This is a genomic window from Clostridium acetobutylicum ATCC 824 (assembly GCF_000008765.1).
Classification (GTDB): Bacteria; Bacillota; Clostridia; order Clostridiales; family Clostridiaceae; genus Clostridium_S; species Clostridium_S acetobutylicum.
On record NC_003030.1, the window covers coordinates 1,897,056 to 1,921,570 of the forward strand.

The window sequence follows — 24,515 nt, forward strand, 5'->3', positions numbered from 1 at the left end:
TATGAGAAAAGCAACAAGAGAAAAAGCAACAAAGGTTCTTGCTTGCATAATTGTGCTTGCCATGATTATTGGATTGTTTGAAGGATTTATCTTTAGAAGTTAAAAAGGAGTGCTTTTATGTTTCTTAAATCCATTGAAATACGAGGCTTTAAATCTTTTGCCGATAAGACAGATTTGATTTTCAAAAATGGTATAACTGCTGTTGTTGGTCCTAATGGAAGTGGAAAAAGTAACATTTCAGATGCTGTGCTGTGGGTTCTTGGAGAACAAAGTGTTAAGAACTTAAGAGGCGGTAAAATGGAGGATGTAATATTTGCAGGAACCCAATACAGAAAATCAGTTGGACTAGCTCAAGTATCTTTGATTCTTGACAATTCAGACAAACAACTTAATCTTGATTATTCTGAAGTTACTGTAAGCAGAAGATTATATCGATCTGGAGACAGTGAATATTATATAAATAATACTAAATGCAGACTTAAAGATATACAAGAATTATTTATGGATACTGGTATCGGTAAGGAAGGATACTCCATAATTGGTCAAGGTAAAATTGAAGCTGTTTTAAGCGGAAAACCAGAGGAGAGAAGAGCCCTTTTAGAAGAAGCAGCAGGTATAGTCAAGTTCAAGACTAGAAAAGTAGATGCTGAGAAAAAACTTGAAAACACTAATCAAAATTTAGTGAGGATAAATGATATTTTAAGAACTTATGAAGAAAGATTAGAACCACTTAGAATAGAAAGTGAAAAAGCTAAAAGGTTTGTGGAATTATCAGATGAACTTAAAACAAAGGAAATAAACACCATTATATATTCAATTGACAATATAGATTACAGAATTAATGATTTGAAACAAAAAATGGCTGATTTGAAGCTATCTATTGATGAAAATGTTAAAGATAAAGAAAAAATTTCTTTAGAATTAAAGGTGGCTACTGAAAGCTTGGATGAGTTTGATGCTAAATATTCTAGTAATAAAACAAAATACTATGAGAGTAAATCTGAGCATCAAAAAATACTTTCAGAGATAGAATTATTAAAAGAAAAAACAAGTAACTCAGATGTGGCTAAAAATAAACTCTATAAAGAAATTGAAGATTTGGATAACAGCATCGTAAATCTAAAAAGTAGATACGAGATTCAATTAAAAACATTAACAGAAGACAAAAATTACAATAAAGAGTTATTAAGTAAGATAAACAAAAGTGAAGAAAAGAAGAAAAATATTGATGGACTTATTGAAGAGTGGGAAAAGTCAATAAAACAGTATAAAAATGATGCTATAGACATAATCAGTACTATTTCTCAAAATAATAATGAGGTTGTAATATTAAAAAAAGAAATTGAAAGTAATGAATCAAAGCTGGAAAGCATAAAAAGGGCTGGAGAAGGATATTCTAAGTCCTTAAAAATAAATGAGGTTACAAAAAACACACTGAGTGAAGAGCTAGTAAAAATCAATGATAAAATAAGTGGATATGAAAATCAAATAAGAGAAAATAGAAGCAAAATATCAAAATTGAATAGAATCATATCTGATGAGGAAAAATTAAACAGAGAGTTAAATTCTAAGTCTAATAAGTTAGAAGCTAATAAAAATATGCTTATCAATCTCGAGAAGCAGTATGAGGGATATAATAGGTCTGTTAAAAATCTTATGCAGCATGTTACAAAGGGCTTTGTTGATGTAAAACCTGAGAGTTCATTTGTACTTGGAGAAGTTATAAAAGTAAAAAAGGAATTTGAAACTGCTGTTGAGATATCACTCGGGGCTGCTATATCTGACATTATAACTCTAGATGATAACATTGCAAAAAAACTTATAAACTATTTAAAATCTAAAAATCTAGGAAGAGCCACTTTTTTGCCTCTTAATATTATAAAGGGTAGGAAATTAAATATTTCTGATGCTACTAGGCATGAAAAAGGTTTTATAGGCATAGCAAGTGAACTTATAGATTATGACAGTACGTTTTTGCCTGCAGTTAATTATGTACTTGGAAGAACTGTAATTGTAGATAATATGGATAGTGCACTTAAGATTGCAAAATTAAATTCATATTCATTTAAAATAGTAACCTTAACAGGAGAGGTTGTAAATCCAGGAGGTTCACTTACAGGAGGAAGTACATATTCAAAGGCAGCAAGCATAATAGGTAGAAAAAGAGAAATTGAAGAGTTAAATCTAGAGCTTAATAATGTATCTCAAGCATTGGAGCAGTCTTCAAATAAAATAATTGAAAATAAGAAAGTTGTAAAAGAACTAGATAACCTTTGCCTTGATTTAACAGACACAATCCATGGAGAAAAAATAGAACTTACAAAAATCAAGGAAAGATTAAAGTCCATAGACATTGAAAGTGAAAAATTAAATAAAAGCTATAATACCTCTGTTGGTGAAATAGGCTTCATTAAGGAAAAAATAAATAAGCATTTAGAAAAACTCAAAGTAAAAGAGGAAGAAAATAAAGCTTTAAAGTTAAGAGAAGCCAATAACAATAATTTAATAGATGAATTAGAGAGAAAGCTAAAGGATGAAAATTCTAAAGTTTTAAATTTAAATGAAGAAATAATGTCTATGAAGGTAGATAAAGCAAAAAGTGATGAGATGCTTATGTCTTCAACTAGAGAAATTGAAAGATACAAGGTTGAAATGCATAACATGGAAAATAAGAAAATAAGCCTAAAAAATGAGATTGACGATTTTGAAAATCAAGTCAAGATTCTAAAAAATAAAATTGAGTATAATAACGGTAAGGTAGTTCAAATAAAACAGGTAATTGAAGAACTTGAAAATTCCTTTAAGGATAGCGAAGTAGAAAGATCTAAATTAAAGGGAAACATAGAAAACAAGAGAAATTCTCTTCAAGGTATAAACTTAGTTTTACAAAAATTAGAGACAGAAAAGCATAGGTATGAGATAAATTTAGCCAAAATTGAAACAGAAAGTGAAAATCTCTATGAAAGATTAAACAGCGATTTTAAATTAACTTATTCTGAGGCAGCTGAGTTTAAAGAAGAAATTGAAGAGATGATAAGTTATAAGAAAAAAATAGATGAGTTAAAAAGAGAAATAAATAAAATGGGAGTAGTAAATGTGGCTAGTATTGAGGAATACAAAGAAGTTAAAGAAAAATACACATTTATGAATTCTCAAAAGGAAGATTTAGATAACGCTAAGGATGAACTTATACGTGTTATAGAAGAGATGACTTCAAAAATGAGAACTGTGTTTAATGAAAACTTTAAGAAGCTAAATGAGAATTTTAAAATTACATTTAGAGATCTTTTTAAAGGTGGAAATGCAGATCTTATATTAAGTGGAGATGATGAATTAAACAGCAGTATAGAAATAAATGTTGAGCCTCCAGGTAAAAAACTTCAAAATATAAATTTGATGTCCGGAGGAGAAAAGGGTCTTTCAGCTATAGCGCTTTTATTTGCTATATTAAAAATGAAACCTACTCCTTTTTGTATACTTGATGAAATTGAGGCAGCACTTGATGATGCAAATGTGGCACGATATGCAGAATTTTTGAGAAGATTTTCTGAGAACACTCAATTTATTGTAATCACTCACAGAAAAGGTACCATGGAAGCAAGTGACGTACTTTATGGTGTTACAATGGAGGAAAAAGGTGTTTCAAAGGTTATATCATTGGACTTAGATAGTGATAGAGAAAACGTAAGTTAAAATAATTGTATTTACAGGAAGGTGAAAATATGTTAGGTAACTTTTTTGATAAACTTAAAAATGGTCTTTCAAAAACAAAGAACAATCTTACAAGTAAGATAAGTGATGTCTTAACATCTACAGTAACTATAGATGATGATTTATATGATGAGCTAGAAGAAATTCTTATAACTTCAGATATAGGAGTAGAAACATCTTTGTACATAATAGATAAGCTTAAAGAAAAAATAAAAGAAAACAAGGTAAAAGACCCATCACTTGTAAATGACTGTTTAAAAGAAGTTATAAAAGATATCCTTGGTGATAAAAAGGGAAGCTTGATGCCAAAACAAATTCCCGAAACAATATTAGTTGTAGGAGTAAATGGTGTAGGAAAAACCACTTCTATTGGTAAAATTTCTTCAAGACTTAAGTCTCAAAATTTAAAGGTAATAATGGCAGCTGCCGATACATTTAGAGCAGCGGCTATAGATCAACTTGAGGTTTGGAGTAAAAGAGCCAATGTAGATATAATAAAGCATCAGGAGGGGTCTGACCCAGCAGCTGTGGTTTTTGATGCTATTGAGGCAGCTAAAGCTAGAAAAGCTGATGTATTAATATGTGATACTGCTGGAAGACTTCATAATAAAAAGAATCTTATGAATGAGCTTGAAAAGATAAATAGAATTATTGATAGAGAGTTTAGTCAAAGTACAAGAAGAACATTACTTGTACTTGATGCTACAACAGGGCAAAATGCAGTTATTCAAGCAAAACAATTCATGGAGGTTTGTAAGGTAGATGGTATAGTTCTAACAAAATTAGATGGTACGGCTAAAGGCGGTATTGTTATTTTTATAAAACATCAACTTGATATACCTGTTGAATTTGTTGGGGTAGGAGAAGGAATTGATGACCTTCAGGAATTCAATCCATCGGATTTTGTAGAAGCTTTATTTTAGTATAAAGAGTGTTAAGTAAAAGTACTTGACACTCTTTGCGTTTTTTGATATGATATTATCATTGGTCGGTGGTTTGAATGGAAGAAAGAATATATTTGTCAATGCTTTTAAGCACTTATGGCAGTCTACTTACAGAAAAGCAAGTGAATGTCATGAGATTATATTATGACGATGATTTATCCATGCCGGAGATAGCAGAATTAAACAATACTACAAGGCAAGCTATACATGATTTAATAAAAAGATGTCATAAAATGCTTTTAAACTATGAAAATAAACTTAAACTTGTAGAAAAGTATAAAAGAAATGAAGATATAAAGAAAGACATTAAGGACAAACTTTATATTTTGAAAGATAAAATTCAAGATAAAGATAATGTTCAGTTAATTGATGAAATTGAAAAAGATATAAATTCTTTTAGTATATAAAACGGGGAGGGATTTTACATGGCTTTCGAGGGATTATCTACAAAATTACAAGCAGCAATGAAAAAACTCAGAGGAAAAGGTAAACTTTCTGAAAAAGACATAAAAGATGCTATGAGAGAAGTTAAGCTTGCTCTTTTAGAAGCAGATGTTAACTACAAAATAGTTAAGAACTTTGTTAAAGTAGTAGGAGAAAAGTGTCTAGGTAATGAAGTTATGGAAAGTCTTACTCCTGGGCAGCAAGTTATAAAAATAGTTAATGAAGAGTTAACTAACCTCATGGGTAAAGAGGAAAGCAAAATAGAATTTGAGGAAAATGGAATTACTGTTATAATGGCAGTTGGACTTCAAGGTGCAGGAAAAACCACTATGTGTGGAAAGCTTTCTCTTAGTTTAAAGAAAAAAAATAAAAAGCCACTTCTTGTTGCATGTGATATATATAGACCAGCAGCTATAAAGCAGTTAGAGGTAGTTGGAAAGTCAATAGATGTCCCTGTTTTTTCTATGGGGGATAAGGTTAATCCTGTTGATATTTCAAAGGCTGCAATGAAGCATGCTAAAGAAAATGGTTTAAATGTAGTTATAATAGATACTGCGGGAAGACTTCATATTGATGATCAGCTTATGAATGAACTTGAGAACATAAAAAGTGAAGTTAATCCTAAGGAAATTTTGCTTGTTGTTGATTCTATGACAGGTCAAGATGCAGTAAATGTTGCTGAAAGCTTTGATAATAAGCTTGAACTTACTGGTGTTGTGCTTACTAAACTTGATGGTGATACAAGAGGTGGTGCTGCACTTTCAATAAGAGAAATGACTGGAAAACCTATAAAATATGTGGGTTTGGGTGAGAAGATGAATGATATTGAGATCTTTCATCCTGATAGAATGGCATCAAGAATACTTGGTATGGGTGATGTTTTAACACTTATAGAAAAGGCTCAGTCTGCTATTGATGAGAAGCAAGCAAAAGAGCTTGGTGACAGAATGCTCAGCCAGGAATTTAATTTTGATGATTTTCTTCAAGCTTTTGAGCAAATGAAAAAGTTAGGACCTATAGGTAAGCTTCTTGAAATGGTTCCAGGTTTTAATAGTAGTATGCTTAAGGGTGTTGATTTGTCAAAAAACGAAGGTGAAATGAAAAAGTATGAGGCCATTATAAAATCGATGACTGCTAAGGAGAGAAAAAATCCATCACTTATAACTTCTACAGCTTCGAGGAAAAGAAGAATAGCTCTTGGATCAGGTACTACGGTTCAAGAAGTAAACAAAATACTTAAAAACTTCGAGCAAATGAAGAAGATGATGAAGCAGTTTAAAGGAAATAAGTTTTCTAAAAAAGGGTTATTTGGTGGGAAAATGCCTTTTTAGTAGATAAATAAGTTATTCTTTGAAGGAGGTGAACACAATGGTAAAAATCAGATTAAAGAGAATGGGTGCTAAAAAAGCTCCTTTTTACAGAATAGTTGTAGCTGATTCTAGAAGCCCTAGAGATGGAAAGTTCATAGAAGAGTTAGGATACTACAATCCAACTACAGAGCCTGTTACTTTCAAAGTTGATGCTGACAAAGTTAATGCTTGGATGAAAAATGGAGCTCAACCATCAGAAACAGTTAAAAAGCTTTTAGATAAAAGTGGAGTAACAACTAAATAGTAAGTTTGGGGGTGTCTAACATGAAGCAATTGCTAGAGACTATTGCAAAGTCATTAGTAGATTGTCCTGATGAAGTTCAAGTTAGCGAGGTTACTGGAGAACAGTCCATAATACTTGAATTAAAGGTTGCACCTGAAGATATGGGAAAAGTTATAGGAAAGCAGGGAAGAATAGCTAAGGCTATAAGAACTGTGATAAAGGCAGCAGCTGTAAAAGAAAATAAAAGAGTTGTTGTAGAAATAATATAAGAGTTAGGGTTTTCTAACTCTTATATTTTTATTTTAGTGTATTAAAATGAAATTTATAGGACATAATATTAGTATGACTATAAATTTCATTATTATATAAATTATGTACGTGCTCGGAGGTGTTTTTATGGAAGATTTTTTTAGCATTGGGCAAATTATAAATACTCATGGAGTTCGTGGAGAACTTAAAATTTATCCTCTGACAGATGATATCAATCGCTTTGATGATTTAGATAGTGTTTACGTTGATAATGAAATAAAAAAGGTAATCTCAGTAAAAAAGCAACCTAATAAGCTTATATTGAAGTTAGAAGGAATAGATACTTTAGATGAGGCTGTAAAATATAAGAATAAGTATATTAAAGTTTTAAGAGAAGATGCAGTTGAGTTAAAAGAAGGTCAATATTTTATTAAAGATATTATAGGATGTAATGTTTTTGATGAAAATGATAAGGATTTGGGAGAAGTATATGACGTCATAAGTACAAAAAATAATGATGTATACTGCATAAGAAAAGAAGGTCAGCAGGATATTTTGGTGCCAGCTCTTAAAGATATTGTTCTTAAAATTGAAATAGAGAATAAAAAAATAGTTATAAAGGCTGTTGAAGAATGGCTAGAAAGTTGAAGATAGATATACTAACACTATTTCCAGAGATGTTTGACTTATTCAATTTAAGTATGATAGGCAGAGCTAAAAAGAATGGCATAATAGAAATAAATACTTATAATATAAGAGATTACACAATAGATAAGCATAAAAAAACTGATGACTACCCTTACGGTGGCGGTGCAGGTATGGTTATGACACCTCAACCTATAGTTGATTCAATTAGAAGTGTAAAGGAATCAAATAAAGGGAAGGTCATATTCTTAGGTCCTAGAGGTAAGAAATTTGATCAAGAGGATGCAAAGAAACTCGCAGACAGAGAAGAATTAATAATATTATGCGGCCATTATGAAGGAATAGATGAAAGAGTATATAAATATATAGACGAAGAATACTCTCTTGGGGACTTTGTACTAACAGGAGGAGAAATGGCCTGTATACCTATAGTGGATAGTATATGTAGAATGATTCCAGGAGTTTTATCGAAAAGTGAAAGTTATATTGAAGAGTCTTTCTATAGTGGACTTTTAGAGTATCCGCAGTACACTAGGCCAGAGGAGTTTGAAGGCGCAAGGGTACCAGATGTACTTATTTCGGGACATCATGAGAATATAAGAAAATGGAGAAGAAAGCAGGCTCTAAAAATAACTAAAGATAGAAGAAAAGATTTATTTGATAAGCTTGTTATGACGAAAGAAGACAAAAAACTGTTAAATGATAACGAATTATAAGATTCTTAGTAAAATAAATTATTGATTAACGCCTAAATTTGTGATAAAATTTAAATGTTATTGTGCAGGCGGTCCTCTGTCTTATATCTAGGCATGAACGTCAAATAAAATTAGGAGGTAAGTGCACATGTTAGATGTTATAAAAGAAATAGAAGCAGAACAAATAAGAACAGATCTTCCAAGCTTTAATGTTGGAGATACAGTTAGAATCGAAGTTAGAATCAAAGAAGGCGAGAAGGAAAGACTTCAAGCTTTTGAAGGAACTGTAATCAAAAGACAGAACGGCGGTCTTAGAGAGACTTTCACAGTAAGAAGAGTAGCATACGGAGTTGGAGTTGAAAGAACATTCCCTTTAAATGCACCTGTTATTGCTGGTCTTAAAGTTGTAAGAAGAGGTAAAGTTAGAAGAGCTAAACTCTACTACTTAAGAGATAGAGTTGGTAAAGCTGCTAAGGTAAAAGAAATAAGATAAAAAACAGGGGCTCTATAGTCCCTGTTTTCTTATCATGGTGGTGATAATTTGGGTAAAAGTTTGATTGAATTTGGAAAATCTATAATTATAGCAATAATTGTTGCTGTAATTATAATTATGTTTGTTTTCGAAACCGTCAGTGTTGACGGCACATCAATGTACAGCACACTTCAAAATAATGATAGATTAATAATAGAAAAAATTTCTTATCGTTTCGGATTTCCTAAAAGAGGGGATATAATAGTATTTAAATGTCCTAGTGATACAACTAAAAAGTTTATAAAAAGGGTTATAGCAGTAGAAGGTGACAAGGTTAAGATTGTAAATGATAAGGTATATGTTAATGGGGTTAAATTAAATGAAAATTATGCATACTACATGAATCAACAAGTAACAGATGATCCTAGGGTTCATGATTATGCACTTAGAACTGTTCCTAAGGATTCAGTTTTTGTTCTGGGGGACAATAGATATAACAGTTTAGATAGCAGATTTGAAGATGAAGTTGGATTTGTAAACAAGAAGCTTATTATTGGAAGAGAAGCTTTGAGAATTTATCCTTTTAATAAAATAGGAAAGGTAAGATAGAAATGATGATAGAATCAATAAACTGGTTTCCAGGACATATGGCAAAGACCACAAGAGAAATAAGAGAGAACTTAAAGCTGGTTGATGCGGTAATTGAAATAAGAGATGCAAGAATAGTATATTCCAGCAGTAATCCTGATATAAATAGTATTTGCAAGGATAAACCAAGGATTATTCTTTTGAATAAATTTGATTTAGCTGAGAAATCCATAACCGATAATTGGGTAAAGGCATTATCTAGTGAAAGTATAAGAGCTATTCCAGTTAATGCACTTGAGGGACGTGGATTAAATAGTATAAAACCTGCATTAAATGAACTTCTTAAGCCAAAACTTGATAATATGGCAGCTAAAGGTATTCAAAACTATATTATAAGAGTAATGGTTGTAGGTATACCTAATGTAGGTAAGTCTTCATTCATAAATAAAATGGCTAAAAATAAAGTTGCAAAAGTAGGAAATAAGCCAGGTGTCACTAAAAGTAAGCAGTGGATAAAGACAAATATAGGAATAGAGCTTATGGATACTCCAGGTGTTTTGTGGCCTAAATTTCAAGACCAAAAGGTTGGACTTAATCTTGCTTTCACTGGAGCAATTAAGGATGAAATAATGGATATAGAAGAACTTGCTTTAAAGTTAGTTCAATTTTTACAGAAGAATTATCCTGAAAAGTTAATGGAAAGATATAAGTTAGAAGATATAAATGAAGATCCACTTATCAATATGAATAACATAGCAGCAAAACGTGGTGCCCTTTTAAAAGGCGGAGAAATAGACTATAATAGAGTATCAATTATTATTGTTGATGAATTCAGATCAGGAAAAATAGGGAAAATATCTCTTGAAAGGCCGTGATTAAATCTTGGATTTTTTACAAATGAGCTTTAAAGAAATAAAAAGCACTTTGGAAGATATGGATGAGCAAAGTAGGCTTTCAGCAGCTCACGATATTATGGATGACACAAGAAAGAACGTTAAATCTCTAGGTAAAAAGATTCTAAATGCCTATGAAAAAAAACAAAATGAAATTGCAAGGGTAAAAAAGCTGTATGAGTTTGATAAGCAATTTGGAAACATTGTTATTGCAGGTGTAGATGAAGTTGGAAGGGGACCTCTTGCAGGTCCGATAGTAGGTGCAGCTGTAATTTTAGAGTTGAATGTAGAAAAAGATTTAGACCTTATACTTGGAATAAATGATTCAAAGAAATTAAGCTCTAAAAAAAGGCAAGAGCTATCGGAAATTATAAAAGAAAAAGCTTTGGCTTGGGAGATTGCATCATTGGATAATAATGAAATAGATAAAAAGGGAATCTCATGGTGTAATAATGAAATATTTAAAATTGCCATAAGTAAGCTAAAGAAAGTGCCTGAACTTGTAATATCTGATGGATATGCAGTTAAAGGAATTGGAATAAAAAATCATTACATAGTAAAAGGCGATGCACAAAGTGCAAGTATAGCTTGTGCATCAATAATAGCTAAAGTATATAGGGACAATTTAATGGGTGAGTACGCTAAAAGCTATTCAGAGTATGGCTTTGAAAGCAATGTTGGATATGGTTCCAAGGATCATATAGATGCTATAAAAAAATTTGGAACAACACCAATACATCGTATGAGCTTTTTGAAAAATATTATATAAATAAAAAGGCACAGCTTAGAATCTAAGTCTGTGTGCTTTTATTTATATTGCTATATTTGAAATGCATTTTCTATAAATTTTAAATCGTAAGAATCATTTTGATGATTTAGTATTACCTCTATGACGTCAAACCTAAAGTTATAGTTTATTAGACTCTTACTTGCGATATAATATTTAGCAGTTCTATAAATTTTTAATTTTTTTCTGTAATTTACTGCCTCACAGGGCAAGCCGTAGGTATCACTCCATCTAGATTTAACTTCTACAAAGGTAATATAATCTTTATTCTTTGCTATTATATCCACTTCGCCTAAGAAGCATCTGAAATTCCTATTAAGTATAGTGTATCCTGATTTTTTTAAGTATATTTCTGCTGCTTTTTCACCATAATCGCCTGCTTTTTTATTCAATCTATGCATAAATTACCTCTTTTCTTAAAATATTAATTTTCTACTGTGAAGTGTTGACAGTTTGTTACAAAGTTATTATAATTGATTAAATAATTATAATTTAGCACAGAAGCTAAACATAATAAAGTATAGGAAGTGAACAAATGAGGCCCGTAATTGGAATTACAGCATTATGTAAAAATGAAAATGGCAATCTTTTTACATTTTTAAATTATTATTATTCAAAATCCATAGTTATGGCAGGTGGAACTCCTATATTGATTCCACTTGGTGGAGAAGATGATGATATTAAAAATTATATAGATATAATAGATGGTTTGATATTATCAGGTGGCGAAGACATAAATCCACTTTTTTATGGAGAAAACCCTACAAATAAAATTAATTACACATCTCCGGAAAGGGATGAATATGAAAAAAAGTTATATTTAAAGGCACTAGAAGAAGACATGCCTATTTTAGGGATATGTAGAGGCTTGCAGCTTATGAACTCGGTATCTGGAGGTAACCTTTATCAAGATATAAATATGCAGGTTGAGAACTCTAATGGGCATAGTCCAGTGGGAATCTCTAAATCAAACTTATACCATACTGTGAATATAGTTAAGAATTCAAAGCTTTTTAATATATTTTGCGAGGAAGAAATTAAAGTGAATTCCTTTCATCACCAAGCAATAAAAAAGCTAAGTGATAAATTTATAATATCGGCACAAAGCTCTGACGGCATAGTAGAAGGTATTGAGCACAAATACAATACTTTTGTACTAGGAGTTCAATGGCATCCGGAATATTTATCTTCTAAATACCCTGAATTTTTAAAGCTATTTAGGACTTTTGTAATAGAGTCAGAGAAATTTAAAAGTAGATAATGGTTTTATACAATTTTTTCATCAATAAATTTTCTGTATTGAATAGCTTCAATTATATCTTTTGAGGCTATTTTTGATTTCTCATTAACATCAGCAATTGTTCTTGCCACTTTTAATATTCTTGTGTAGGCTCTTGTGCTGACTTCAAACTTGGAAAGTAGAGCTTTCATTATTTTTGTACCCTCGTAATCTAGCTTGCAGTATTTATCTATATGTTTTTTATTCATTTGTGAATTGCAATATATACCATCATTTTTAAATCTAACTTCCTGTATTTCTCTTGCAGTTGTAACTCTTTTGCGTATGGCTTCAGAGCTTTCTGAATGCTCTCTTTTTTTAATTTCCTCATAGTTAAGATAATTTACAGAAGAAAATATATCAATTCTATCCATAATTGCTCCCGACAATTTTGAAACATATCTTTTCCTTTGATATTCTGTACAGGTGCACTCTTTATTAGAACCATAGTTTCCACACGGGCATAGATTCATAGCGGATATAAACATGAAGTTAGCAGGGTAGGTTACATTACCTGACGATTTAGAAAATCTTATAACCTTGTCTTCAAGAGGTTGACGCAGTACCTCAATTGAACTCCTTTTGAATTCTAATAACTCATCTAAAAATAAAACTCCATTGTGAGAAAGAGAAATCTCACCCGGAAAAAGCTTACTCCCACCTCCAACAAGGGATATTTTTGAGCTAGTATGATGAGGAGCTCTGAAAGGTCTTTTGAAAACTAAATTTTTGTTATCAAATTGTCCAGTTATACTGTATATTTTGCTTACTTCTAAAGCTTCTTTATAGCTTAAAGGAGGTAATATAGTGGGGAGTCTTTTGGCAAGCATAGTTTTACCAGATCCAGGAGGACCATATAGAATTATGTTATGGCCTCCAGAAGCAGCGATTTCAAGAGCTCTTATTGAAGTAGATTGTCCTGCTATGTCTGAAAAATCAACTCCATAGTTAAAGCTATTTCTTATAGTATTTTTAGTTTTATAGGGAAGTACATCTCTGTATTTAATAAAATTGATAACTTGAACTAAATTATTGAAAGGATAAAGTTTTATGTTTTTTATAATGGAGCATTCTGTTAGGTTTTCATATGGGATTATAAAATTATTTAAATTTGTATGTACTCCTTCAAGTAAAGCAGGAAGAGCACCACGTATGCCTTTTAGATTACCATTTAAGGATAATTCGCCAATAAGAAAAAAGTCATCTATATTATCAAAATAAATTTGTTTTGTGGAGAGAAGAATACCTATAGCTATTGGTAGGTCAAAGGAAGAGCCTTCTTTTTTTAAACTCGCAGGAGCTAAATTTATTGTTATTCTGCATACTGGAAACTTAAAACCGGAATTTATGATTGCGGCTCTAACTCTTTCTCTTGATTCTCTAACAGCAGCATCTGCTAAACCAACTATATTAAAAGCGGGAAGACCTTTTGACACATCAATTTCAACAGATACCATGAAGCCATTTATCCCAGTTAATGAGGCTGATTTTAATATTACTGTGGACACTTTAATTACCTCCTAAATACCTTATAAAATAAATTATTGACAAATTAATTAAAATAATACAGATAAGTGATATTACCAATTATAAATGTAGGCTTTTTTAATTGGTGAATAAGTATAGTTAATATAGTGGTTAACAAAATAGTGTCTTAGAGTAGAAGTTGTTTTTAAATGCTCTATTGTATTAACTTCAATTTAGTTTACATAACTAAAATTATGACGACTAAATAAAAAGTAAACTTAAAGTAAGATTATAAGCAAAATTTGCAGCAAGATGATTATTAAATATCAGCAATAGACGGCGGTAACATAATATTTTAAATTTAATTTTTTAAAAGAAATATAACTAAAATGAGTCATTTTTAATATATAAAGGCAAAAGATAAAAATAAAGAAGTAGAAAACAACTATAGAAGATTATAAAGATAGAAATTACAAATATCAATTTTGATTGTGATTTACAAAGAATTAAGATGATGCATTATGACAAAGAATTGTTATACAAGAAGTATATATAGTGAAGGGGGGATTAAAGTGAATAAAGTTGATGAAGAAATAGTAGAAGGCATATTGAAGCGTGATTTGAATTCTTTTAATAAATTCATAGAATGCTACGGAATTATGATTCATAATGTAGTAACATCTATATTAAATAAAAGTCATGAAAGCCAAAGTATAGAAGAATGCGTAGATGATATATTAATGTGCATCTGGCGGAATATGGATTGCTTCTCAAAGGAAAGAGGAAGTTTAAAGTGTTGGATAATTGTTATTTCTAAGAATAAAGCACTAGATTACAAGAAGAAATTAAAAAAAATTATGAATAGTGTTGATATAGATAATGTGAAATTAAATTCTTTAGTAGATATTGAACAGGATTACTTGAAAGAAGAAAATAGAAAATCAATAATAGAACTTCTAAATAATTTAAGTATAAAAGACAAAGAGATTTTTATAAAAAGGTATATGAATGATTGGTCAATTGAGAAGATATCAAAAGATATGGGCTTAACGTCTATTGCGGTTTATAATAGGTTAAGTCGTGGTAGAAAAAAGCTAAAAAAAGTTTTAAGTGTAGGTAAGGAGGGATAGGTTATGGATGACAAAAATCTATTTAGAAATTATAATGATATTGTAGTTAGTGAAGAAGAGATAGAGAAGTATGAAACAAAGAAGGTTGATGATGATGTACTTTCTAAAATGAAGAATAAGGTAAAAAAGTTATATATGAAAGTTAATATGGAAGAAGCATTTGAAAAAGTTGAAAAACAATTTGAAGATGATGAAAAGGTAGAGTATATGTTTTGGGCAGAAACCTATGGAGTTAGGAAATATCAAATGGTATGTGGGGGATATTATTCCCTTGAAGGTGCTATATCGAATGATTGGGGTACAAAAACAGGAATTGTTTTGACTAACAAGGGTATATTTGGAATTGAAACGAATGATGCTTATGGTGTTTTAAAAATAAAAAATTTTAGATTTAAAGATGTCGAATATATTGAAAGTAAAAAAATAAAAAATAATTTTACGGTATTTGCAATAAAATCAACTAGCGGAATAGAGATAAAAGTAGAAATATACAATGGAGACAGACATATTAAATTTTTAAATTATATTAGGAATAATAATATTAAAGTAAATATTCGCATGATACAAGATAGAAAGATTCAAATAGCTTATGTATCTATAATAATTATTATTATGATTTTTATAATATTTGTTATTTCGAGCTCGATTATGAGGTCAGGAATCACAAAATAATTATAGTTATAAGAGGGTAAATCATTTTGTGTAAACTTTAGAAAAATAAATTTTAATTTATTAAGGTTGGGGGTAAATATATGCCTACAACTTTATTTGAATTTAAATGTATTTTTATTACATCATAATATATATTTAATTAAGCATAAGTGAGGCCATTATTAAAAAAATGTAGTAAGCTCATCTAAATTATTTTTCCAAGATTTTATTACTATTAAGCATTGCCTTTTCTTACTTTAGAGTGAATTACATCCATACCAATAATAGAACTTTCTAAATGAGATTGATGCTTCTTTACAATTTCAAGCGCTCAAATGAGCTTGAACGGTCTCTAGGAACATCAAGATCAAAGGCTGTTTTTATATTTGAGTATTTATCAAGTATTTTTATTAATTCATCTTTAGAGAAAGACTTAGTCCATGCTTTCTTCATTATGATAATTTATCATATCATTTTTTGAGGTTTACACAGACTATTTTACACTCTCTTTTTTTATGCATTTTCTTATATCGTTGTTTCAATTCATATAAAAAGTTAAAAATATATACTATAAATGTTATTCATTTAAATACTTCATATAAAAATAAACAAAGTTTGACATTGGACACTATACTCTAAAAGAATCCTAATTAAGGTGATAAAAAGCTTTTATTTAAGTCTTGTGACTGTAAAACCATCTTTCTTTAACATTTTTACAAGTCCATCGGGTCCAAGTACGTGTCCGGTTCCAACAACTATAAAATATTTTTTGCCTGAGGATATATAACTTTTTATTTTATTATACATGTTAATGTTTCTTTGTAATATTAGAGAATTGTAATAATCTCGAACGGCTTTATTATTTGAATTCTTTCCAAAGTCGTATTTTTCAAAATAATTCACATCACCATTTAAGACTGCATTATATTGAGTATTAAAAGCTTTTTTAGCATCATCAGGATAGAGCATATTTTCAAGTTGATAATTTTGATAAGCATCTCCACCAGCATTTATTGCGGCAGCTTGAGTTTTAGCATCTTCTAAAGCAACAATTTTTTTGTTATCATTTTTAGCTCTTTTTAGAAAATAGTAATCAAAGCCGTAGCTGTTTGCATCATCAGATAATAATTCACTATTAAGAATGGTACTGTATAAATAACCTAGAGTATCATTTTTGTAGGTATCAAGATTTAAATTTAATTTTTTCATAATTGGTTCAATATGTTTTTTTGCGGCAGGAGTTATATGCTTGTATAAATTATCACCACTTGAGTAAGTTACATCTTTTCCATATTTACGTATTGTACTAGTGTTTGTAATGTCGGTTTCTACAACTAATGTAGTGGATTTTTCATAGGCATTTTCAACAGCTTTAGAAAATTTAATAGGCTCATTTTTTCCAATGTGGATTGTACCACCCAAATATAATGAGTTTCCGTTACTTTCTACTTTGTAAAAGATGCCTTCTGATTTTGGCTTAGTGTATTTTTTTATATTGTATACAGCAATTAAACTTATGAGAATTAAAAGTAGTATTGAAAGTGTAATTAGTTTTTTGTGATTTTTCATTTTATAAATCCCCCAATAAAATTTAGTATTTATAATTGGTTTTATATAGTTGATTTTACATAATTATAACATATTTGCTACTAATTATATCAGAAATATAGTTATTGACATGATGAGCAAAATTCAAAAGAGATGAAAATATTAAAAGTATGGAATATGAGGAGGTTATTCACAAAAATCTATCGTTCATAATAATGAACAAGTTATTATCTAGATGGTAAAGCATATGACATTATAGATTTATCAAAAGGAGGTGAAAGGGGAATGGAGGTATTTAATGATCCGGATATTGCAGAAGTAATTATTTAAAAGAGATATATGGAAGTATTAGAACAAGAAAGGAAAGAGGAAGTTAAAAAGATTGAAAAAGAAAAACAAGATAAGGATGAGAAATTAAAAAGATACAATATAAAAACAACGACAAATCTGAATTTGTCGTCGTTTTTATATTGTAGATAAGATTACTTTTAAATGCATATATTAAAACGTCTTTATTTTTTAAAATTGCTTTTTACTTTTAAAAAAACGTACAAATACTAGCTTGAATTAATTCTATACGATTTTTTTTGATAGAATCAGATTTTTAATATATAAATAATACTAATTATTTAGCCGTTTAAAATATTACGTTAAGAAATCCTGAACTAAGCTTCAATAGAAATTAAATTTTCGGCATTATTTGCATCTATATATATTGATTAAAAAATGACATCTTTAATTAAAAAATAGTATGTTTGATTTTTGGTAAAAGCTAACGATTTTAAAATATATTCTTCTGAACTAATAAAATCGTTGAAGTCTTTAAATATTTTTCCTAATTCATACATAGTTTTACCATATCCAGGATAACCATAACAATTGTTATGACCTTCATAAGCAGCGATTTCAAGAACCCTTATTAAAGCAGATTGACTAGCTATGTCTGAAAAATCAACTCCATAGTTAAAGCTATTTCTTATAGTATTTTTAGTTCTATAGGAAAGTACATCTCTGTATTTAATAAAATTAATAACTTGAACTAAATTATTGAAGGGATAAAGTTTTACGTTTTTTATAATTGGGCATTTTCTTAGGTTTTCATATAGTATTATAAAATAAATTAAGAATATGAATAATTAGTTTGTGTTAAAATTAATGTAAAAAAATATTATTAACTTTAAAACCACAACACCTTAATTTTTATAAGCTTGGTATCGAATATATATAAAAAATTTCATTGTGAGGTGAAGATATGCTTTTTAACAGGTCACTTGAAGATCGTATACAGAAGGCGAAAGAAAGTAAAGAAGAATTGAATAGACTAATTCAAGAGTACAAGCCTTTTATAGCAAGCCTTTTGCAGAAAAAAACGGGAAAGTACTTGCAATATGGATATGATGATGAACTTTCAATTGGTATGATAGCTTTTGAAGAAGCTGTTGAATCGTATGATAGAAATAAAGGGAAATTTCTAAGTTTTGCTAAGCGAGTTATTATTCTAAGAGCTATAGATTATTATAGAAAAAATCAAAAATTTAAAAATATAGTTTATTTGCAAGGAAATTATGACTCGGAAAATAATGATATAAATCCTATAATGTTCAATAAGGCAATGGAACAATATAAAAATAAGAGTATAAATGAAATAAGAAGATTAGAGATTTTAGAATATAAAAAGGAGCTTAGAGAATGGGGAATTGAATTTGTAAACTTAGTACAAGCTTCTCCAAAACAAGAAAAGTTAAAGAAAACTTATAAGAACATTGCTAACGTTATTGTACATAACCAAGACATTCTTAATAAATTGATAAGAGTAAAAAGACTACCTATAAAAGAAATAGAAAAGAATATATACATAAATCGAAAAAAGCTTGAAAGAGGGAGAATATACATCATAGCATTAGTAATTGCAGAAATAGGTGACTATAGATTGATACGAGAATATATAGAATGAAGGTGAAAATATGAAGGGAATTGTAATTGAAGAATTAAAGTATAAACTTATCATACTAACAGAAAAAGGAGATTTTATAGAAATAGATAAATTAAATACAAGAGCAAAAATCGGACAAGAAATAAATATAAAAAGTAAAAAAATTAGTACAAAAAAAGCTTTAAGAAGATTTGCTTTGGCTGCAACTGCAATACTAATTTTTTTTATAATAAATTCTTTGATTTATGGCATGATTTTCACAAGAGAATATGTAGTTGTTGATATAAATCCTAATAATAATAAAAATGTGGCCATGGAAATACATTATAATTACTTTGGAAATATTATAAAATTACAGGCAGCAAATAAAAAAGGAGTTTCTATTGTAAAAAAAATGAGAAACTTGAAATTTAAAGCTACTAATGTAGTAATCAATAACTTTATTAGAACAGCACAAAACGATAAATTTATTGATTCTGGAAAACAAAATACAATCGTAATAACAATAGCAAGTTCTAGCAAAAGTATTAATGATGAAAGTATTGATAGTTCATTGGAACATTATATTAAGGAAAATAAGATAAATGCAAGGCCCATGATTGTATTAGGAAATGATATTGATTATAAAAAATCCAAACAAGTAGGCATTCCAATAGATAAGTTTATTTTAATAAATAAAGTTATAAAAAATAATCCTTCCTATAAATTTTATGATTTAAATAAAAAATCTATAGATGAACTTATTAACATAGCTAATCAGGAAGAAAATTATTAACAGTATGCTTAATAGGCAAAAAAACTTTAATTTTATTTTTAATATACCTTAAAAAAATAATAAAGTTTGCGTATTTATATATTGAAAGGAAGAAAATAGTGCAAATATAATAAACTAGTTAATTGGAGGTTTTAGTAGTGAATAAGTTAAAAATTGTAAAGTGCATTTTAATTGGTTCCATGATTTGTAGTGGAATTATAACTCAGCAAACTTTTGCTTCAACTAATGACATGAATTACAAAGAAACATATGGAGTTTCGCATATTACTCGTTATAATATGTCAAAAATACCAATGGAGCAAAATGACTTAAAATTTAAAGTGCCTCAATTTAATGCATCAACATTAAAAAATATAGCTTCAGCAAAGGGTTATGATAAGAATGGTAATTTGATAGATTTGGATGTATGGGATAGCTGGCCATTGCAAAATGGTGATGGAACAGTGGCTAACTACCATGGGTATCATATTGTTTTCGCTTTGGCAGGTGATCCTAAAAATCAAGATGATACTTCTATTTATATGTTTTATCAAAAGATTGGAGAAAACTCCATTGATAGTTGGAAGAATGCAGGTAAAGTGTTTAAAGATAGTGATAAATACGTTGCCAATGATCCTTATCTTAAGTATCAAACACAAGAATGGTCTGGTTCTGCAACTTTAACATCTGATGGTCAAGTTCGTTTGTTTTACACAGATTTTTCGGGAGTAGCAAAAGATGGTGGAACAGATGCTAGTAATCAAGTTATAACAACTACTCAAGTGAATTTATCTCAACCAGATTCAAATACAATTAATATTGATAGTGTAAGTGATCATAAATCTGTTTTTGACGGAGGAAATGGGACAATCTATCAGAACGTTCAGCAATTTATAGATGAAGGTAAATGGAGTTCTGGCGATAATCATACCTTGAGAGATCCTCATTATGTGGAAGATAATGGCCGCAAATATCTTGTTTTCGAGGCTAACACAGGAACAAACGATGGTTACCAAGGAGATACTTCTCTACTCAATAAAGCTTTTTATGGTAGAAGTCAAAGTTTCTTTAAAACAGAAAAAGATCAATTATTAATTGATACTAATAAAAAGCATGATGCTTCTTTAGCTAATGGGGCACTAGGCATTATTGAATTAAATAATGACTATACATTAAAAAAAGAAATGAAACCATTAATTGCATCCAATACTGTAACAGATGAAATTGAACGTGCTAATGTATTTAAAATGAATGGTAGATGGTACCTATTTACAGATTCAAGAGGATCTAAAATGACTATTAATGGAATAAGTTCAAAAGATATATACATGCTAGGTTTTAGTTCAAATTCCTTGACTGGTCCATACAAACCATTGAATAAAACTGGCCTTGTACTAAATTTAAACCTTGATCCTACTGATCTAACATTTACGTACTCTCATTTTGCTGTTCCTCAAACTAATGGTAAAAACGTAGTAATAACAAGTTACATAACAAATAGAGGAATGTATTCAGATCATCACTCTAGTTTTGCACCAAGTTTTCTACTTAATATTAAAGGAACCAAAACATCTGTTATATCAAATAGCATTCTTCAGCAAGGACAACTTACTATTGATAATTATTAAATACTAGCCTATGTCTTAAATAATTAAAAAATGCAGATATTTTATCGGCATTTTTTAATTATAAGTTTTATATAAACAAGTAAAGGAATGCATTAAGTTGAAGAGAAAAAAGCTTAAGTTATTAACTATTTTAATGATTTTTACAGTTATAATATTAATTGTTTTATTATCCTTATATATACAAAATAATAGCACAATAAAATCTACTACCACTAAAAAACAAAATTATAGAGAAGTGTATCATTTTACAGTGCCTAATAAATGGAAAAACGACCCTCAAAGGCCTGTATTTTTTGATGGAGAGTATCATTACTATTATCTGTATAACAAAGACTATCCTAATGGTAATGGTACTGAATGGCGTCAGGCAACGTCTAAAGATTTAGTAACTTGGAAAGATGAGGGAGTTTGTATTCCTAAATATACAAATGAGAATGGAGATATATGGTCGGGATCTTTCGTTGTCGATGCACAAAATACAGCGGGTTTTGGAAAAGGTGCTATTGTTGCTATAGTAACACAACCTTCTGCAAGTATGGATAAGCAGGAACAATTTCTTTGGTACAGTACAGACAGAGGAAGAACATTTAAACCCTATAGTAATCAGCCTATAATACCTAATCCATGTACAAAAGATTTTAGAGATCCCAAAATCATTTGGGATTTTAAAAATAATAAATGGGTGATGGTCTTAGCTGAAGGGACAAAAATTGGTTTCTATGAATCTTATAATTTAAAAAACTGGCAACACACAGGTGATTTTTTTACAAACAATATTGGTATTGTAGAATGCCCAGATATTTTTATGATGCAATCAAATGATGGAAATTATAAGTGGATTTTGGGTACTAGTGCTAACGGTAAAGTTTCAGGTGAGCCAAATACCTATGCATATTGGGTAGGAAATTATGACGGAAAAAAATTTATTGCCGATATAAGCACTCCTAAATGGTTAGACTACGGCTTTGATTGGTATGCAGCTGTGACTTTTGAGAGTGAAAATCAAAGCAAAAACCTAAAAAAGCGCTATGCTTTAGCATGGATGAATAACTGGGATTATGCTAATAACACACCAACAATTCAGAATAGGTTTAACGGAATGGACTCTATTGTGCGAGAAATCACTCTAAGTAAACAAAAGGATAATACATATAGTTTGCTTTCAAAACCTATTAAAAGAATAGAAAATATTACAACATCAATAGATCAATTTAAGCAAATTTCAGTAAAGGGATTAAAACATCTTAAGGTTCAAGGTAAGGCATATCAACTCGATACAGACATAAATTGGGTAGATGCTAAGAACGTAGGAATTAGACTTCGAGAGTCTCTAGATAAAAAACGCCATATTGACGTTGGAATTTTCACTGAAGGTAAGTATTCCTATGTGAATAGAGCCTATACAGGAAATCCAGATAAAAGCAAAAAATATGTTGAAAGCAGAGCACCATTTGATATAAATAATAAGAAGGTTCATCTAAGAATTTTTGTTGATAAAGTAAGTGTAGAAGTATTCATTGATGATGGCAAAATTACTTACTCAAATGAGGTATTTCCGAGACCAGAAGACAAAGGAATAACTCTTTTTTCTATTAAAGGTAAAGCCGTCTTTAAAAATATTACGATTAAGCATATTGATTAAATATATATTTTGAAAATATAGAACGACAAATTAAATACAAAATATTAAAATGTAGGAGAAATATATTTGAAAACAAGAAAAACTTATAAAATGATATCTTCGCTAATGGTTATTTTGGCAATACTAACAATTCCATTTTTAATACTTAGACATAACACAGGCTATACTAGTATTTGGTCACGCCAGCAGGCGCAAAATTTCAAATGTACAAAAGAAAACACAGCACCTAATATCAATCCGAATTTTAAACTTACTGCCCCTAATCTTTGGGTTTGGGATACTTGGCCGCTTGTAAAAAAAGATGGATCTTTAGCAGTAGTTAATGGATACAAGGTTATTTTTGCTTTGACTGCATCTAGAAATGTAGGCTGGAATAAACGTCATGATGTTGCAGGTATAAGTTATTTTTGCTCAACGGACGGTGAAAATTGGGTATACAAAGGACTAGCTTACAATGTGGAAGATGCTCTTGGATCTAGACAATGGGCAGGTTCGGCAATACTCGATGAAAATGGAATGGTTCAATTTTTTTATACTGCCACAGGTAGAAAAGGAGAAGCGGTTAGAACCTTTGAGCAGAGGTTAGTTAAAACTAAATTTAGTATAAACGTTGATAAAGGTGGAGTTCATATTACGAATTGTAGTAAACATCAAGTTATTCTTGAGCCAGATGGTGTATACTATCAAACAATGCAACAAGCAAAAGGACCCATAATATATTCTTTTCGTGATCCATATTTTTTTGAAGATCCTAAAACCAAAAAGGACTACTTAATATTCGAAGGAAATAAGGGCGGAAAAATTGAAAAAATGAAACCTGAAAATATAGGTGATAAATTATTTCGAAAAAATCATATAGCACCACGAGGAGTAGAAAATTTTAATGGGAATGTTGGTATCGCTGTTGCCCAAAATAAAGATTTGACAAGATTTAAATTGCTACCACCACTACTTGAAGCAGTTGGCGTTAACCAGCAGCTTGAACGCCCACAAATTGTAATGAAAAAAAATAAATACTATTTATTTACTATAAGTCACAAATTTACTTATGCTCAAGGATTAAATGGTGTAGACGGTTTATATGGTTTTTGTGGCAATTCTTTGCGTAGTAATTACAAACCCTTAAACGGAAATGGTCTTGTAATAACCAACCCAACTAATGATCCATATCAAACATACTCATGGTATTTAGTATCCGGACATGATGTCTTAAGTTTTATAAATGAGTATCATTTTAATGGGCAGCTTAGATATGGTGGCACCTTTGCACCAACCTTGCAAATTAGTTTAAAGGGATACAAATCAAAAATTATAGGAAGGCTTGGGGAAGGAGTAGTTACGCCTGCACATTAGTTACTAATATTATTTTTATGTAAGTAAAACTTAAGAAGATATTCAGAGAACTTATTAATCAAATTATATTTAGAGAACTAAAAAACTATCTATAGTGACTTTTTGTTTC

The 24,515-nt window shown here is 29.7% G+C and carries 25 protein-coding genes; 21 read left to right on the forward strand and 4 right to left on the reverse strand.

Annotated features, from left to right (window positions below):
* Positions 1–117 precede the first annotated feature (117 nt).
* The 12 genes from smc to CA_RS09145 all read left to right on the forward strand — a co-directional run bounded on the left by smc (position 118) and on the right by CA_RS09145 (position 11,003).
* Positions 118–3,693 (forward strand): chromosome segregation protein SMC, encoded by a 3,576-nt coding sequence (smc, locus tag CA_RS09090; protein ID WP_010965058.1) that lies wholly within the window; start codon positions 118–120, stop codon positions 3,691–3,693.
* Positions 3,694–3,722: 29 nt separating this feature from the next.
* Positions 3,723–4,634 carry a signal recognition particle-docking protein FtsY gene (gene ftsY / locus CA_RS09095; protein ID WP_010965059.1) on the forward strand — a complete coding sequence of 304 codons (912 nt, stop codon included), beginning with the start codon at positions 3,723–3,725 and terminating at the stop codon, positions 4,632–4,634.
* A gap of 77 nt (positions 4,635–4,711) precedes the next feature.
* On the forward strand, positions 4,712–5,062 hold the full coding sequence (locus CA_RS09100) for a putative DNA-binding protein (protein WP_010965060.1): 351 nt from the start codon (positions 4,712–4,714) through the stop codon (positions 5,060–5,062).
* An 18-nt stretch (positions 5,063–5,080) separates the two neighbouring features.
* The gene (gene ffh / locus CA_RS09105; RefSeq protein WP_010965061.1) at positions 5,081–6,430 is read left to right on the forward strand and encodes a signal recognition particle protein; all 1,350 of its coding nucleotides are present in this window, start codon (positions 5,081–5,083) and stop codon (positions 6,428–6,430) included.
* 37 nt (positions 6,431–6,467) lie between these two features.
* A complete protein-coding gene (gene rpsP, locus CA_RS09110; protein ID WP_010965062.1) occupies positions 6,468–6,713 on the forward strand; it encodes a 30S ribosomal protein S16 in 246 nt (81 codons plus the stop codon).
* Positions 6,714–6,733: 20 nt separating this feature from the next.
* The gene (locus CA_RS09115; RefSeq protein WP_010965063.1) at positions 6,734–6,961 is read left to right on the forward strand and encodes a KH domain-containing protein; all 228 of its coding nucleotides are present in this window, start codon (positions 6,734–6,736) and stop codon (positions 6,959–6,961) included.
* Between the two features lie 127 nt (positions 6,962–7,088).
* Positions 7,089–7,589: a ribosome maturation factor RimM gene (gene rimM / locus CA_RS09120; RefSeq protein WP_010965064.1), complete on the forward strand. Its 501-nt coding sequence runs from the start codon at positions 7,089–7,091 to the stop codon at positions 7,587–7,589.
* A complete protein-coding gene (gene trmD / locus CA_RS09125; RefSeq protein ID WP_010965065.1) occupies positions 7,574–8,302 on the forward strand; it encodes a tRNA (guanosine(37)-N1)-methyltransferase TrmD in 729 nt (242 codons plus the stop codon). Before rimM ends, trmD begins: the two co-directional genes overlap by 16 nt.
* 127 nt (positions 8,303–8,429) lie before the next feature.
* Positions 8,430–8,774 (forward strand): 50S ribosomal protein L19, encoded by a 345-nt coding sequence (gene rplS / locus CA_RS09130; protein ID WP_010965066.1) that lies wholly within the window; start codon positions 8,430–8,432, stop codon positions 8,772–8,774.
* A 48-nt stretch (positions 8,775–8,822) separates the two neighbouring features.
* Positions 8,823–9,362 (forward strand): signal peptidase I, encoded by a 540-nt coding sequence (gene lepB / locus CA_RS09135; protein ID WP_010965067.1) that lies wholly within the window; start codon positions 8,823–8,825, stop codon positions 9,360–9,362.
* A gap of 2 nt (positions 9,363–9,364) precedes the next feature.
* Positions 9,365–10,216, forward strand: a complete 852-nt coding sequence (gene ylqF, locus CA_RS09140) for a ribosome biogenesis GTPase YlqF (protein WP_010965068.1) — start codon at positions 9,365–9,367, stop codon at positions 10,214–10,216.
* Positions 10,217–10,238: 22 nt separating this feature from the next.
* On the forward strand, positions 10,239–11,003 hold the full coding sequence (locus CA_RS09145; protein WP_010965069.1) for a ribonuclease HII: 765 nt from the start codon (positions 10,239–10,241) through the stop codon (positions 11,001–11,003).
* A 50-nt stretch (positions 11,004–11,053) separates the two neighbouring features.
* On the opposite strand, the gene CA_RS09150 is transcribed toward CA_RS09145, so the two are convergent.
* Positions 11,054–11,422 (reverse strand): YraN family protein, encoded by a 369-nt coding sequence (locus CA_RS09150; RefSeq protein WP_010965070.1) that lies wholly within the window; start codon positions 11,420–11,422, stop codon positions 11,054–11,056.
* Between the two features lie 134 nt (positions 11,423–11,556).
* Here CA_RS09150 and CA_RS09155 point away from each other — a divergent pair, with 134 nt between their 5' ends.
* Entirely contained in the window at positions 11,557–12,282 is a 726-nt protein-coding gene (locus tag CA_RS09155) for a gamma-glutamyl-gamma-aminobutyrate hydrolase family protein (protein ID WP_010965071.1), read from the forward strand.
* Between the two features lie 5 nt (positions 12,283–12,287).
* On the opposite strand, the gene CA_RS09160 is transcribed toward CA_RS09155, so the two are convergent.
* Complete coding sequence (locus tag CA_RS09160; RefSeq protein ID WP_010965072.1) at positions 12,288–13,808, reverse strand: YifB family Mg chelatase-like AAA ATPase; 1,521 nt, start codon at positions 13,806–13,808, stop codon at positions 12,288–12,290.
* Positions 13,809–14,339: 531 nt separating this feature from the next.
* Here CA_RS09160 and CA_RS09165 point away from each other — a divergent pair.
* Positions 14,340–14,897, forward strand: coding sequence for a sigma-70 family RNA polymerase sigma factor (locus tag CA_RS09165; RefSeq protein ID WP_010965073.1), 558 nt, complete (start codon positions 14,340–14,342; stop codon positions 14,895–14,897).
* Positions 14,898–14,900: 3 nt separating this feature from the next.
* Positions 14,901–15,569, forward strand: coding sequence for a hypothetical protein (locus CA_RS09170; protein ID WP_010965074.1), 669 nt, complete (start codon positions 14,901–14,903; stop codon positions 15,567–15,569).
* A gap of 294 nt (positions 15,570–15,863) precedes the next feature.
* Here the strand turns inward: CA_RS09170 and CA_RS09175 are convergent, their stop codons facing one another.
* Positions 15,864–16,001, reverse strand: a complete 138-nt coding sequence (locus CA_RS09175; protein WP_158676967.1) for a hypothetical protein — start codon at positions 15,999–16,001, stop codon at positions 15,864–15,866.
* Positions 16,002–16,217: 216 nt separating this feature from the next.
* Positions 16,218–17,117 carry a TraB/GumN family protein gene (locus tag CA_RS09180; protein WP_010965075.1) on the reverse strand — a complete coding sequence of 300 codons (900 nt, stop codon included), beginning with the start codon at positions 17,115–17,117 and terminating at the stop codon, positions 16,218–16,220.
* A 318-nt stretch (positions 17,118–17,435) separates the two neighbouring features.
* On the opposite strand from CA_RS09180, the gene CA_RS09185 reads away from it, so the two are divergent.
* The 6 genes from CA_RS09185 (at position 17,436) to CA_RS09215 (ending at position 24,406) form a co-directional block, all read left to right on the forward strand.
* The gene (locus CA_RS09185; protein ID WP_158306566.1) at positions 17,436–17,576 is read left to right on the forward strand and encodes a hypothetical protein; all 141 of its coding nucleotides are present in this window, start codon (positions 17,436–17,438) and stop codon (positions 17,574–17,576) included.
* A 772-nt stretch (positions 17,577–18,348) separates the two neighbouring features.
* On the forward strand, positions 18,349–19,050 hold the full coding sequence (sigI, locus tag CA_RS09195; RefSeq protein ID WP_010965076.1) for an RNA polymerase sigma factor SigI: 702 nt from the start codon (positions 18,349–18,351) through the stop codon (positions 19,048–19,050).
* A 10-nt stretch (positions 19,051–19,060) separates the two neighbouring features.
* Positions 19,061–19,804, forward strand: coding sequence for an anti-sigma factor domain-containing protein (locus CA_RS09200; protein WP_010965077.1), 744 nt, complete (start codon positions 19,061–19,063; stop codon positions 19,802–19,804).
* A gap of 179 nt (positions 19,805–19,983) precedes the next feature.
* Positions 19,984–21,411: a glycoside hydrolase family 68 protein gene (locus CA_RS09205; RefSeq protein WP_207717297.1), complete on the forward strand. Its 1,428-nt coding sequence runs from the start codon at positions 19,984–19,986 to the stop codon at positions 21,409–21,411.
* A 97-nt stretch (positions 21,412–21,508) separates the two neighbouring features.
* Complete coding sequence (locus CA_RS09210; RefSeq protein WP_010965079.1) at positions 21,509–23,053, forward strand: glycoside hydrolase family 32 protein; 1,545 nt, start codon at positions 21,509–21,511, stop codon at positions 23,051–23,053.
* Positions 23,054–23,119: 66 nt separating this feature from the next.
* Complete coding sequence (locus CA_RS09215) at positions 23,120–24,406, forward strand: glycoside hydrolase family 68 protein (protein ID WP_010965080.1); 1,287 nt, start codon at positions 23,120–23,122, stop codon at positions 24,404–24,406.
* The last annotated feature ends 109 nt before the right edge of the window (positions 24,407–24,515 follow it).